Source organism: Nocardiopsis endophytica (assembly GCF_027706725.1).
GTDB lineage: Bacteria > Actinomycetota > Actinomycetes > Streptosporangiales > Streptosporangiaceae > Nocardiopsis_A > Nocardiopsis_A endophytica.
In genome coordinates this window covers 1-13793 of record NZ_JAQFWQ010000079.1, presented here as the reverse complement: position 1 = coordinate 13793, position 13793 = coordinate 1, and the positions used below count along the sequence as shown (strand labels likewise).

Genomic DNA, 13793 nt, shown 5'->3' with positions numbered 1-13793 from the left:
ACCCCTCCCGGGTGTCCTCACACCGGATGGCGACAGTGGTTGGCCGGACCCGGCCGCGCGCGGCGCGCCCCGGTACGGCCCCCTGACTGTGCTACCCAACGCCCGAACGTTTCCGACCCATTCCCGCGGCCGCTTCCGGCGCGTGCACGGCAGCGGGTCGATCCGTGCATCGCACGAGGTAGCGGCGGCAACTCCCACGCGAGGCGCAGTTCCCCGCGTGTTCACGCCCGGGGAAGCTTACCCACCGCCGCAAGCCGCGCGGACCCGGGGTGGTCGTGTCGTCGGACACGTATAGATATCACGCCGCCGGGAGGGGTCGCAGCCGGTTACACACCCGCTTGTTCACGGCCCGCGGCGGGGAAGGAGACGGTGACGACCAGGCCGCCGCCGGCGCGGGGCCACACGCTGACGCTGCCGCCGTGGGCGCGCACCACCGAGCGGACGATGGACAGCCCCAGCCCGGCGCTCTTGCCGGAGGCCACCCGGTTGCCGGTGGAGCGGCGGAAGGGCTCGAACAGGCCCTCGATCTCGTAGGCGGGCACCACCGGGCCGGAGTTCTCCACCTGGATGGCGGGGAAGCCCTCGTACATGCCGCTGCGCACGGTGATCTCGCCGTCCTCGGTGTTGTACCGCAGGGCGTTCTCCACCAGGTTGCCCGCCAGGCGCTCCAGCAGCACCGGGTCGCCGGTGACGCGCGCCGGGCGCAGGTCGGTGCGGACCTGCAGGCCGGAGGCGTCCAGGTCGCCGGAGAGCTGGCTGAGCACCGACTCGGTCAGCTCGCCCATGTCGACCAGCGTGCGCACCTCCAGCTCCCGGTCGCTCTTGGCGAGGAAGAGCAGGCCGTCGATGAGGCGCTCGTGGCGGGAGTTGGTCTCCAGCAGGGTGCGCCCGACGGTCTTGAGGTCGGCGGAGGCCTCGGGGTCGCTGAGGGCGACCTCCAGCAGGGTGCGGTTGATCGCCAGCGGGGTGCGCAGCTCGTGTGAGGCGTTGGCGACGAAGCGGCGCTGCCCGTCGAAGGCGCGGTCCAGCCGCTCCAGCATCGCGTCGAAGGTGTCGGCGAGCTCGCGGATCTCGTCGTCGGGCCCGCCCAGGGCGATGCGCTCGTGCAGGGAGCGCTCGGACAGGCGGCGCGCGGTGCGGGTGATCTTCTGCAGCGGCGACAGCGCCCGCCCGGCCACCGCGTACCCCAGGCCCACCGCGAGCAGGCCGACCACCACCAGCGCCAGCACCGACCAGCGGGTGAGCGAGGCCAGGACCGCCTCGATGAAGCTGTTCTTCATCGCCTCGGCCTGGGCGATGCTGATGTCGTCGGCCGGCTTGAAGGTGAGCCCGCCCAGCACCCCGGCGACGATGATGTAGTTCAGCAGCACCAGCAGCGAGCCGGCGGCGAAGAACAGCATCCCGTAGATGAGGGTGAGCCGCGCCCGCAGGCTCATGTTGTCGGTGAAGCGGTGCAGCCCCTCGGTGACCTGGCCGCCCAGGTTGTTCCCGGCGGGCGGGGTCGGGGGGTTCGCGGGCTGGGGGCTCAGCCGCCGCCAGGTGCCGGTCTCGCCGGGCGGGGTGGCCGGGACCTCGCCCTCGGGGACCGCGGTGACCGGGTCGGTCGCGGGGCCCTGCCGCCCGGCGTCGCCGCCGCTGCTCACAGCCGGTACCCCGCGCCGGGGACGGTGTGCACGATGGGCGGCTCGCCGAGCTTCTTGCGCAGGGTCATCACGGTGACCCGGACGACGTTGGTGAAGGGGTCGGCGTTCTCGTCCCAGGCCTTCTCCAGCAGCCCCTCGGCGCTGACCACGGTGCCGTTGGCGCGCATGAGCACCTCCAGGACGGCGAACTCCTTGGGCGTGAGCGGGATGTCCCGGCCGTCGCGCTCCACGGTGTGGTTGGCCGGGTCCAGGACGATGCCGTTGCGCTTGAGGACCGGGGGCAGCGGCGGGGCGGCGCGGCGGGCCAGCGCCCGCACGCGCGCCACCAGCTCGGCGAAGGCGAAGGGCTTGGCCATGTAGTCGTCGGCGCCCAGGCTGAGCCCCTCGACCTTGTCCTCCAGCTGGCCGGATGCGGTGAGCATGAGGATGCGGCCGTTGTAGCTCTGCTCCACCAGCGCGCGCGCCACGTCGTCGCCGTGCACGCCGGGCAGGTCGCGGTCGAGGATCACCACGTCGTAGTCGTTGACCCCGGCGTGCTCCAGGGCGCTGTCCCCGTCGTAGACGACGTCGACGGCCATGGACTCGCGCCGCAGTCCCACGGCGATGGTGTCAGCGAGGACCTGCTCGTCCTCGACCACAAGTACGCGCACAGCCGTCCTTCTCCTCGCGGCACCCGAACAAGAAAAGCCGCTGCCGGCGCATCCCCCAACACACCGGCAGCGGCGTCTGTGGTCCCCGGCCGCGCTCTGCCAGTTATCGCACGGCCCGGATAAGGGCGGGGTAAGCCCCGCCCGCCGCCAACGTAGGGGCGGTACGGCCGTGCGGCAAACCGCGGCTGCCGCCGGGGAACGGAGTACGGGGCCCGGCCCCGTCCCCCAACGGGACCGGGCCACCGTTTTTCCCCCTGTGCGGGAGCCCCTGCCGGCGCATCCCCCAACCGCCGGCAAGGGCCGTTCACCCCGCACATCTCGAATCTGACACATACAGAATAAGAAACAAGTAAGCGGTGGCGCGAACGGCCGGATGTGCTGTAGGCCACCCCGCCGCACCCGAATCCCCTGGTGGCCGGGGCGCACGCCGCCGAGCGCGGCCGCACGGCCGCCCGGCGGCCCCGGCGGGCGTGACGCGAAAGGGGTACCCGGGTGCGGGGGCTCACACACCCCTGGGATGATCGATCAGGAGGCGGGGCCCACGGACCCGACGGCCGCCGGCACCTTCCATCACGGATCGATCACGCCCTACACAGGGGGTTTCACCGGACCGGAGGGGCGGGTATGGCCTGGAGCCGCAGGCGCCCGCCATCCCCGAGAGGCGGGACGCCGTTCCGCCACCGCGTTCCGGATCCGCACCGCGGACCGGGACGCATCCGCCGTGTCACAGCGCAGTGACCCGGAGCAACACCGGACGTGCTTTTAGAGTGAGGTGAACATGGGCGAGTTCCTCGCGGAGATCAACGGCCGTATCACGGAGACCTACACGTCGCTTCAGGCGGCCCGCGCGGCCGGCGACGACTTCCTGGCCGAGATGCACTCCTCCGAGCTCGAAGACCTCAAGCGCATCGCCGCCCGGAACGGTGTCAACGCCGACTGCGCCTGACCCGGTCCCCCAGGAACCGCACGGCCGGCCGCGGGAATCCGCGGCCGGCCGCCGCGCGTCTGGGCCCCTTTCGCGTCGGTCTCGGGAGAAGAGACCCTCGCGCCGGTGGCGCCGTTCTCCCCGAGACCAACGGGGATCAGGGGCGTCCGCTACGCCGGGCCGTCGGTGTCGGCGCCCAGGGGCTCCAGCATCGCGTGCAGGCTCTCGAACAGGCCGGGGCCCGCGGCGATGGTCAGGTCGCTGCTGGGCGGCGCCCCGTGCAGGCCCTCCACGCGCAGCCCCGCCTCCCGGGCCACCAGGCAGGCCGCCGCCCAGTCCCACGGGTTGAGGCCGCGCTCGTAGTAGGCGTCGGCGCGGCCGCGCGCCAGCGAGCAGATGTCGATCGCCGCCGACCCGCCCCGGCGGATGTCGCGCACCCGCGGCAGCACCGAGCGCAGCACCTCCGCCTGGTGGGCGCGGCGACGCGGGTCGTAGCCGAACCCGGTCGCCACCAGCGCCAGCTCCGGGGCGGGCGCGGGGCCCGCCCGCAGCGGCGCGCCGTTACAGAACGCCCCGGCGCCCAGCACGGCGGTGTAGGTGTCGCCCAGGCGGGGGGCGACCACGGCACCGGCGACCACCTCCCCGTCCACCTCGGCGGCGATGCTCACCGCCCACTCCTCGCGCCCGTACAGGTAGTTGACGGTGCCGTCGATGGGGTCGACGATCCAGCGCACGCCGCCGGCCGAACCGGCCTCCTCGCCGCCCTCCTCGCCGAGCACCGCGTCCCCGGGGCGGACCTCCAGCAGGCGCTTGCGGACCAGCTCCTCGACCCGCCGGTCCATCTCGGTGACCACGTCGGTCGGGGTGCTCTTGGTGTCGAGCACCCCGATGCCCTCCTGCCCCTCGGCCGCGACCCGGCCCGCCTCGGCGGCGGTGCGCTCGGCCAGTTCGGCCAGCGCGCGCGGGTCGGCCGCGGGCGCGGCGCCCTCCTCGGTTGCCATGTACGTCCCCCCGGTTCCGTCGTTTCTCCGCCCGGCGCCTACAGGTGCTCGGGCCGCTTCCATTCCTTGCCCAGCACGTGGTGGTCGAGGAAGGCGAACACCGTCTCGTACCAGACCGCGATGTTGCCGGGCGCGAGGACCCAGTGGTTCTCGTCCGGGAAGTAGAGGAACTTGGCGTCCACCTCCCGGCGCATCAGGTCCCACCACAGCTGCAGGCCCTGGCCGATGGGCACCCGGTAGTCCTTGTCGCCGTGGATGACGAGCACCGGGGTGCGCACGCTGTCGGCCGCGCGGTGCGGCGAGGCGGCCCGGTACCGCTCGGGCGAGGTGTCGGGGTCGCCGAACTCGGCCGTCCAGGCCGGCGGCAGGTCGGTGGAGGAGCTGAAGGACTCCAGGTCCCACAGCGAGGCGTGGGTGACGACCGCCTTGAAGCGGTCGGTGTGCCCGGCCACCCAGTTGGCCATGTAGCCGCCGAAGGAGCCGCCCATGGCGGCGGTGCGCTCGCCGTCGACGTCGTCGCGGGCCGTGGCGGCGTCGACGGCCGCCATCAGGTCGGCGAAGGTGCGCGGCCCCCAGGTCCCCCAGGCGCGGCGGAGCATGTCCTGGCCGTAGCCGGTGGACAGGGCGGGGTCGGGCAGCAGGACGGCGTAGCCGCGGGCGGCGAGCAGCCACGGGTTCCACCGCCAGGACCAGCCGTTGAAGCTCATGTAGGGGCCGCCGTGGATCCACAGCAGCAGCGGCGCCGGCGAGTCGGCGGAGGCCTCCTCGGGCAGCACCAGCCAGGACCGCACGCGGGTGCCGTCGTCGGCCCGGGCCTCCACCTCGGTGAGGCGCCCGGGGACCTGGAGCGGCAGGTCGGGGGCGGGCAGGCGGACGGGGAGCCCGTCCTCGGCGACCGGGTCCAGGCGCACCGGTGTGGGCGGCTCGTCCCAGGAGTCGCGCAGGGCGTACAGCGCGGCGCCGTCGCGGGCGGGCTGCAGGGCGCTGTAGGCGCCGTCGTCGCCGGTGACGCGAGTCAGGCGGGAGGTGTCCAGGTCGAGGCGGAAGACGGGGCGGCGGCCGTTCTCGTCGGCGATGAAGAACAGCGACCGGGAGTCGGCCGACCAGGCGGCCTCGCGCGGCCACAGCTCGGAGCCGGCCAGCACGTCGCGGCCCTCGCCGGTGGCGGCGTCGACCACCCACAGGGTGGCGTCGCGGGGCTCGCCGCCGGGTGCGCCGTCGTAGGAGCGGATCGCGACGACGGAGCGGCCGTCCGGGGCGAAGGAGGGCGCAGAGAAGTCGCGCTCGGGGTCCTCGGCCAGGACGCGGGTGGCGCCGGTGGCGGTGTCCACGGCCACCAGCCGGTCGCGCGGCTGGGCGGCCGGGCCGATGACCGTCCAGTCCATGACCGCGGTGGTGCCGTCCGGGGAGACGTCGAAGTCGGCGTTGACCAGCGCCTTGCCGGGGGCCGGGGTCAGATCGGCGGGCTCGCCCAGCGCGCCGGAGGCGTCCGCGGGCGGCGCGGCGGCGAACAGGCGGGGCTCGCCGGGGCCCAGATCGTGGTCCCAGTGCCGGACGGGGAAGGACTCGTGCAGGATCGCGGTGACCCCGGCGTCCTTGCGGGCCTTGCGGGCGTCCTCGTCCTCCTCGGCGCCGGCGGTGCCGGGCAGGGTGTCGGAGGCGAAGACGACGGTCCCGGCGTCGCGGGCGACGGCCACCGCGCCGATGCCGCCGGGGCGGGCGGCGACGCGGCGGGCCTCGCCGCCGTCGGCGGGCAGCAGCCACAGGGCGGGCTTGTCGCCGCCCTCCTTGGACTCGGCGTCGGGGCGCTTGGAGGAGAAGAGCAGGGAGCCGTCGGGCAGGAAGGCGGGCGCGGCCTCGCCCTCGACCGACCGGGTGAGGCGGCGCGGCTCGGCGCGGCCCTCGGGGTCGATCTCCCACAGGGAGGTGCCGAAGGCGGTGCCGTCGGGCTTGAGGCCGCTCACCGGTGCCACCAGCCTGCGCCCGTCCGGCGAGAGGCGCAGACCGCCCACCCGCTTGAGAGTGACGTAGTCGGAGAGCTCGTACCAGGAGCGGACCATGCGCTTCCTCCCTCAACGCCGGGGTCGGACGCCACGACCCTATCCGGTATGCGGAATCGCCGACGAGGCCGGGGTTCCGCGCCGCTTTCGGGCGTCCGCGGCCGCAGGGCGCCCGGGAACGCGGCCGGTGCCGGGGCGGGGGGCGCGGCGCCCGCAGCGCCCCCGGCCGGCGCGGCCCCGTGCCGGTGGACGCCGGTCACGGTCCCGGACACAGGGCGAGGGCCGGCCGTGTCCCCCGCAGTGCCCGCAGTCCTCGGACGTGTCCCGGGTCCGGCGCCGGGGCGGGCCCGGCACCGTGGCGCGTCGGCGCGCTCAGCGCTTCTGCAGGCAGCAGTCGTCGACGCCCTCGGGGCAGCCGGGGAGGTCGCTCAGGCCCACCGGCTCCGTGCCCTCGGCGCGCTCCTGCACCAGCTCGCGCACCATCCGCACGAAGCGCGGGTGGGTGCCCGGGCTGAGCGCGCGCTCGAAGGCGATGCCGAGCTTTCCGGCGGTCTCGCGCGCCTCGTGGTCGAGGTCGAACTTGACCTCCATGTGGTCGGACACGAACCCGTGCGGCACCACCACGACGGCCTCGGCGCCCTCCTTGGAGAGCTCCTCCAGGCGGTCGTTGACGTCCGGCTCCAGCCACGGCTGGCTCGGCGGGCCGCTGCGGCTCTGGTAGACGACCTCGTAGGGGTGTTCGCCGCCGACCCGCTCGGCCACCAGCCGGGCCACCTCCTCCAGCTGGGCGACGTAGGCGCCGCCCGAGCCGTACCCCTGGCCGGGGCCGCCGCTGGCGTCGGCCATGGCGGTGGGGATGGAGTGCGCGGAGAACAGGAGGTGGGCCCCGGCGCGCTTGCCGGCGGGCAGCCGGTCCAGCGCCTGGCGGGTGTGCTCGGCCAGCGGCTCGACGAACCCGGGGTGGTCGAAGAAGGGGCGGATCAGCTCGATCTCGGGGGCGTCCGGCCCGACGGCCTCGCGCGCGGCGGCGATGTCGTTCAGGTAGGCGCGGTGGCTGGAGTAGTTGCTGTAGGCCGAGGTGGCCATGGCCACGACCCGGCGCACACCGTCCTGGGCCATCCGCCGGACGGTGTCGGTGAGCATCGGCGCCCAGAAGCGGTTGCCCCAGTAGACCGGCAGGTCCACACCGTTCGCGGAGAAGTCGGCGCGGATCTCGGCGATCAGGTCGCGGCACTGCTGGTTGATCGGGCTGACCCCGTTGAAGAGGAAGTAGTGCTCACCGACCTCGGCGAGCCGCTCCCGGGGGATGCCGCGGCCGCGGGTGACGTTCTCCAGGAACGGGATCACCTCGTCCTCGGCCTCGGGACCTCCGAAGGAGACGAGAAGGAACGCGTCGTAGGGCCTCATGACTCCATGAAACCAGCACTTCGGCGGGGTTTCGGCCACCCCCCGCGTAACGGGCGTCACCCCCGCCGGTAGCCTCCCGGAGCATGACGAACGTGATGTGGCGCACATGGTCCGGCACGCACGAGGCCCTCCCGGCCACCACGGCCACCCCCAACGGGGCCGCCGACGTCGCCGGTGCCGTGCGCTCGGCCGCCGGGCGGGGCCTGCCGGTGCGGATGGTCGGCGCCGGGCACTCCTTCACCGACGCCGCCGTCACCGACGGAGTGATGCTCTCCCCCACCGCGCTGAACCGGCTGCGCTCGGTCGACCTGGAGGCGGGCACCGCCGAGGCGGAGGCGGGCATGGTGCTCAGCGACCTGAACACCGCTCTGGCGGAGCGCGGGGCGGCGCTGGCCAACATGGGCGACATCGCGGTGCAGACCCTGGCCGGGGCGATCCAGACCGGGACGCACGGCACCGGGCGCAGCACCGGCGGGCTGGCCTCGCAGGTGGTCGGCATGGAGCTGGTGCGCGCCGACGGCGAGGCCGTGCGCTGCTCGGCGGACGACGACCCGGACCTGTTCGGCGCGGCGCGGGTCGGGCTGGGGGCGTTCGGCGTCGTCACCGCGATGACCATGGCGGTGCGCCCGTCGTTCCTGCTGCACGCGCGCGAGGAGCCGATGCGCGTGGACGAGGTGCTGGAGCGGCTGCCGGAGCTGCAGGCCGGAAACGAGCACTTCGAGTTCTTCTGGTTCCCGCACACGGGGATGGCCAACACCAAGCGCAACAACCCGGTGGCGGGTCCGGCGCGGCCGCTGGCGCCGTTCAAGGCGTGGTTGGACGACGAGTTCCTGTCCAACACGCTGTTCGAGCGGGTCAACCGGGCGTGCCGGGCGCTGCCGTCGGCGATCCCGGCCATCAACCAGGTGAGCGCGCGGGCCCTGTCGGCGCGGGAGTACACGGACGCCTCGTACAAGGTGTTCGCGTCGCCGCGGCGGGTGAAGTTCGTGGAGATGGAGTACGCCGTCCCGGCGGAGGAGCTGCCGGGGGTGCTGCGGGAGCTGCGGTCGCTGGTGGACCGGGGCGGCCACCGGATCAGCTTCCCCGTGGAGGTGCGCTTCGCGCCCGCCGACGACGTGTGGCTGTCGACGGCGTACGGGAGGGAGACCGCGTACGTGGCGGTGCACGTGTACAAGGGGGCGCCGTACCAGCGCTACTTCGCCGACGCCGAGGCGGTGTTCACGGCGGTGGAGGGGCGGCCGCACTGGGGGAAGGTGCACACGAAGGACCGGGCGTACCTGGAGCGGGTGTACCCGAGGTTCGGCGACGCGATGGAGGTCCGCGAGCGGATGGACCCCGAGCGCCGGTTCGCCAACGCTTACACGGAGCGCGTGTTCGGCCCCTGAGGGGGTCAGCCCCTTAGGAGGTGTCCGCTGGAGCGGGGTGTCGTCCGTGCGGTGGAGTCGGCCCGCCGGTCACGACACCGGACGGGCCTGTTTCTGCCACGGGCCCTTGACCGGCTGCCCGCTGGGCAGCGGGCAGCCCGGCTCTGCGGACATCGCCCCCTGAAGGGCGGTGCTCGAGCGTCCGACGATCCGACCTGACGCGGATGCCGCCGTTCCGGCGGAGCGACCCCGAGCGCCCGCCCCACCGTCCCGGCCACGACCGCATCCGTACGGGCCTGTTCCTGCCACGGGCCCTTGACCGGCTGCCCGCTGGGCAGCAGGCGGCCCGGCTCCGCGGACATCGCCCCCTGAAGGGCGGTGCTCGAGCGTCCAACGATCCGACCTGACGGGGATACCGCCGCTCCGACGGAACGGCCCCGAGCCCCCGCCCCACCGTCCCGGCCACGACCGCATCCGTACGGGCCTGTTCCTGCCACGGGTCCCTGACCGACTGCCCGCTGGACAGCGGGCAGCCCGGATCCGCGGACGTCGCCCCCTGAAGGGCGGTGCTCGAGCGTCCAACGATCCGACCTGACGCAGATGCCGCCGGCCCGGCGGAGCGCCCCGAGCACCCGCACCACCGGCCCGGCCACGACCGCATCCGTCCACCTGGGCCGACCGGTCGGTGTCGAGGCGCCCACAGGTCCATGGAGGCCGGTGCGCGGGAGGCCTCGGCATGCGCCGGCACGCGGGAGGCCCCGTCCGGAACCCTTCGGTCCGGACGGGGCCTCCCGCGGCTTCTGGTCAGCGGCTCCTGGTCGGCGACGGGGAGTCCGTGTGCCGCAGGTACGGCCGACACGGACCGGAGGGAATCGCCTTCGGTACGCCTCGTCGGCGGCACCTCAGGGCGTGGCGCCGCTCTCGGGCACCGACCGCTGCGGGGCCTGCTGCTGGCTGCCGGTGCCGCTCTGGCCCGAGCCTTCGGATCCGCCGACCGAGCCGTCCTGTCCCGAGCCGGTGTCGCCACCGGTGCCCGATCCGTCCTCGGTGTCGCCTCCGGTTTCGCCACCGGTGTCCCCGCCGGTGCCGGTGTCCCCGCCGGTGCCGTCGCTCCCGCCGTCGGTGCCGTCACCGCCGGTCTGGCCGTCGGACCCGCCGGATCCGTCCGTGCCGCCGGTCCCGGTGTCGGGGGTGGGCTGGACGCCCTCGGTCCCGTCGGTCCCGCCGGTGTCCTGCCGCCCGCCGTCGTCGGTACCGGGCGTCGGCTGCACCTGCCCGTCGCCCACCTCCTGGGCCTGGGAGGCCCCGCCGAGGAGGGTCGGCGACGAGTGGTCGGTCCTGCCGTGCACGGTGTCGGTCAGGCTCCGGCCGGTCAGCAGCTCGAAGACCAGGATCACCAGCATGACCCCGACGAACACGACGGCGGCGGGGATGATCAGCATCCTGTAGCGCTGCCACCAGCCGCGCCGGTCCTCGGCGTCCTCGCTCTTGTCGTCCCCGTCCAGCGGGTCGGTGCCGTCGGCGCCGAGTCCGGCCGCACCGCCGGAAAGGGTCGGCATGGCGCGTGTGGCCTCGGGGTCTCCGACGGCGCCGAACGCCTGAGTGGGCGCATCGGGCGAGTCGCCGGAACCGTCGCCCTCCGGACGGTGGCCGGATCCGGCCGTGGGCGTCCGGGCGGCGCCTCCGCTCCCCCCGGCCGCCGCGCGGGCCGCGCCCTGCACGCGTGCGCCGTGCAGGGTCATCCCGGCGCGCGCCGCCGCCTCCTTGGCCTTGTCCTGGCTGCGCTCCAGCCAGTGCTGGGCGACGGCGGTGCCCGCGGTGCTGAGCACACTCATCACGGCGGCACCGAAGATCGTGCCGTAGACGCCGAGGAACGACGCGGCGGTGGCGGCCGTCAGTGTGGCCACACCGCCCGCGACCACCTGCGGCATGCTCAGGTTGATGCGGCGGCCCCCGTCGGCGCCGTCCTTACCGTCCTTGGACTCGGTCGTGTCGTTGTCGCCGCCCCCGTCGGCGGCGGCACGTGTACGCGCGCCAGGGCGCGCGCCCTCATCGGGCTCGGCCATCCTCCCCCCTCTGTACGCCGCGCACGGCGGCGCTCCCCCGTCGGATCGCTGGGTCCGGGCCGGTCGGCGCCGCCCCCTGCGGCGCCCGATTCCCGGCCCATATCCGGACAACCTACGCGAATCCGGTCTAAGCTCTTGTTAAGGCGCGGCATTGAATACATCACCCCGCGGTCACGGTGCGCGTGTCGATTTGGCGTCCGCTTCACCCGCCCCGGCCGGGGCCCGGCGCCGGGCGCATGGTCCCCAGGGGCCGCGCGGGTTAGCATCACCCGCAGGAGGACGCCGACCGACGACCGGAGCGCGCCCGCCGCACGCCCCCTCCCACATGCCAAGATTGGCTCTGGGCACGCCCGGGCACCGGTGGCCGGCGCACGGAGGCCCACGGTTCGGACATGCCGGGCGGGGTACTGGCCGAACACCCGGATGCCGAACAGACTGGGAACGCGGGGGATGGCCGAGGACCCACCCTCGACGGGAAGCGCGAAAGGGAGGGCGATGCAGGAGCTTCGCCTCGTGGCCGTGAGCGAGGACGGCACCTACCTGGTGCTGGCGAGCGCCGGCCGCGGTACCCGTTTCACGCTGCCCGTCGACGACCGTCTCCGCGCCGCCGTCCGCGGCCAGTTCTCCCGGCTCGGCCAGTACGAGATCGAAGTGGAGAATCCGTTGCGCCCCAAGGAAATCCAGGCCCGGATCCGCTCTGGAGAGACGGCGGAGGCGATCGCCGAGCTCGCTGGCATCCCCATCGAGCGCGTCCGCTGGTTCGAGAGCCCGGTCCTGCAGGAGCGCGAGTTCATGGCGCAGCAGGCGCAGCGGGCCTCCGTGCGCGGCCCGGGGGACACCGCGCCCGGCCCCGCGCTGGGCGACCTGGTCTCCGAACGGGTGGGGCCGCACCAGCTGGAGACCGGCGAGGCGGTCTGGGACGCCTGGAAGCGCGAGGACGGAAGCTGGCACGTGAAGCTGGCCTTCCTGCTGAACGGGCAGGAGCGCCTGGCGCACTGGGTGTTCGAGCCCCGGCGGCGCACGGTCGTGCCGGTCGACGACGAGGCGGCCCGCTTCTCCGACCCGTCCGCGGGCGGCGTGTCCGGCGACGGCGGAGCGACGGTCACCCCGTTCGTGCCGCGCCGCAACGGGGGAGCCGAACCCGCGGCCCGGCCCGACGGCCCACTGGCCAGACCCGGGGCCGAGGAGCCCGCCCCGCAGCGTTCCGCGCAGGCCCCGGCCGACCCCCCGCAGCACCCGGCCCCGCCCCCGGCGGAGGCGCCCCCGGCCGCCGACCGGGAGGAGGCGGCCCCGGCCGCACCCGACGGGCGGCCGGCCGCCCGGGCCCACACGGCACCGGCCGAGCCCGCACTGACCGAGACCGAGCGGGCCTTCACCCGGACCGGCCGCGAACGCGCGGTCCCGGGGGCGGACCGCCCGGCCGACTCGGGGTTCCCCGACGACAGGTCCCCGCGCCCGGGGCGCGAGCGCCCGTACCAGGAGCCCGAGCAGGCGTTCCCGGAATCCGGCGCCGACTTCCCCGCGGCCGACGCCGGCGCGCCGGGTACCGACCGGGCGGTTCCACAGGAAGGTCCCGCGGCCGGGCACACGGACGACCGCCCGGCGGAACGCCCGGCCGAGCGCACCGCCGAACGCCTGGTCGAGCGCCCCGCCGAACGCGCGTCGAGGGGCGGCCCGGAAGACGACGTCTTCCCCTCCGCCCCGGCCCGCCGGAGCGCTTCCGCCCCGGATCGCCGGAGTGCCTCCGCCCAGGACCACCGGAGCGAGCCCGCGGCGGAGGCGCCTCCGCGCGAGCGGACGGCGCGACCGCGCCCGTCGATGGGGCCCGCGGTGCCGGATCCGGCGACGCGCAGACCCGCCGAACGGCCCCAGGAGCCGCGCGGCCGCACCCCGGTGACGGCACGGGCGACCGACCAGGACGACCAGAAGGGCCACGCGCCGGGGACCGGGGACTCGGTCTCGGCGGCCGCGGCGGCCGGGGGCGGAGCCGCCCAACCCGCCCGGAAGAAGGGTCGAGGCCGCCGCGCATCGGTCCCGTCGTGGGACGAGATCATGTTCGGATCCAAGAAGCCGGAGTAGGCGCGGCGGACTTCGGCAGAGCAGTCGGAGTGATCATTCGTGCGGGACCGCCGAAGGCGGCCCCGCACGACCATGTCGACGGCGGCAGAGCCGACCCCCGCTCAAGGACCCCGGCCGGGCGGCTGAGCTGGTACCCCGCTTCAGGGCCCCGCCCGGGCGGCGGGCCGCCAGAGCGCAGCGAGGACGGCGGCGACGACAGAGGTCGGCGGCCCTTTCGGCAGCGCTGCCGTCCGTCCGGCGTGTGCGCGGTCACCGGAGCAGGCAGCGACGGAGTGAGCCGGGCGGTTCCCCGGCCCTGCCTGCCGGGCGGTGGGCCCCTCGCGGTCCGGGTGCGCGGGCGGCTGAGCAGGTACCCCGCTTCAGGCCCCGCCCGGGCGCAGGGCCGCCGGAGTGCAGGGTGGCCGGCGGCGACGACAGAGGTCGACGGCCGTTCCGGCAGCGCTGTCGGGTGGCAGGCGCGCGGATGGTCCCTGAGATGGGCGCTGACGGCCCAAGCGTGCGGATCCGCCCCCTACCCGCCAGCGCATACCGGACATACCGGGCAGCCGACGCGGGGCCCGGGCATCCTGTGTCGTGAAATCGACGCTTTTCGGCGGATCAGGCGTCGATATCACCACCCAATTCGCCCGCGCACCCCTTGCCCGCCCCCTCGGCGATG

Annotated in this window: 9 protein-coding genes; 3 read left to right on the top strand and 6 right to left on the bottom strand. The window is 74.9% G+C overall.

Annotation, left to right across the window (positions count from 1 at the left end):
- Window positions 1-326 precede the first annotated feature (326 nt).
- Together O4J56_RS22665 and O4J56_RS22660 are read right to left on the bottom strand one after the other, a co-directional pair.
- A complete protein-coding gene (locus tag O4J56_RS22665; protein WP_408639163.1) occupies window positions 327-1481 on the bottom strand; it encodes a sensor histidine kinase in 1155 nt (384 codons plus the stop codon).
- Between the two features lie 158 nt (window positions 1482-1639).
- Window positions 1640-2293, bottom strand: coding sequence for a response regulator transcription factor (locus O4J56_RS22660; protein WP_270688484.1), 654 nt, complete (start codon window positions 2291-2293; stop codon window positions 1640-1642).
- A gap of 778 nt (window positions 2294-3071) precedes the next feature.
- Here O4J56_RS22660 and O4J56_RS22655 point away from each other — a divergent pair.
- Window positions 3072-3239: a hypothetical protein gene (locus tag O4J56_RS22655; protein WP_017623562.1), complete on the top strand. Its 168-nt coding sequence runs from the start codon at window positions 3072-3074 to the stop codon at window positions 3237-3239.
- Window positions 3240-3388: 149 nt separating this feature from the next.
- Here the strand turns inward: O4J56_RS22655 and O4J56_RS22650 are convergent, their stop codons facing one another.
- The 3 genes from O4J56_RS22650 to O4J56_RS22640 all read right to left on the bottom strand — a co-directional run bounded on the left by O4J56_RS22650 (window position 3389) and on the right by O4J56_RS22640 (window position 7626).
- Window positions 3389-4219 carry an inositol monophosphatase family protein gene (locus tag O4J56_RS22650; protein ID WP_270688483.1) on the bottom strand — a complete coding sequence of 277 codons (831 nt, stop codon included), beginning with the start codon at window positions 4217-4219 and terminating at the stop codon, window positions 3389-3391.
- Between the two features lie 38 nt (window positions 4220-4257).
- Window positions 4258-6279 (bottom strand): S9 family peptidase, encoded by a 2022-nt coding sequence (locus O4J56_RS22645; protein ID WP_270688482.1) that lies wholly within the window; start codon window positions 6277-6279, stop codon window positions 4258-4260.
- A 312-nt stretch (window positions 6280-6591) separates the two neighbouring features.
- On the bottom strand, window positions 6592-7626 hold the full coding sequence (locus O4J56_RS22640; RefSeq protein WP_270688481.1) for a ferrochelatase: 1035 nt from the start codon (window positions 7624-7626) through the stop codon (window positions 6592-6594).
- 95 nt (window positions 7627-7721) lie between these two features.
- Between O4J56_RS22640 and O4J56_RS22635 the strand changes: the two genes are divergently transcribed.
- Entirely contained in the window at window positions 7722-9011 is a 1290-nt protein-coding gene (locus O4J56_RS22635; RefSeq protein ID WP_270688506.1) for a D-arabinono-1,4-lactone oxidase, read from the top strand.
- Between the two features lie 881 nt (window positions 9012-9892).
- Here the strand turns inward: O4J56_RS22635 and O4J56_RS22630 are convergent.
- Window positions 9893-11056 carry a hypothetical protein gene (locus O4J56_RS22630; protein WP_270688479.1) on the bottom strand — a complete coding sequence of 388 codons (1164 nt, stop codon included), beginning with the start codon at window positions 11054-11056 and terminating at the stop codon, window positions 9893-9895.
- A gap of 495 nt (window positions 11057-11551) precedes the next feature.
- Here O4J56_RS22630 and sepH point away from each other — a divergent pair, with 495 nt between their 5' ends.
- A complete protein-coding gene (sepH, locus tag O4J56_RS22625; protein ID WP_270688478.1) occupies window positions 11552-13135 on the top strand; it encodes a septation protein SepH in 1584 nt (527 codons plus the stop codon).
- Window positions 13136-13793 lie beyond the last annotated feature (658 nt).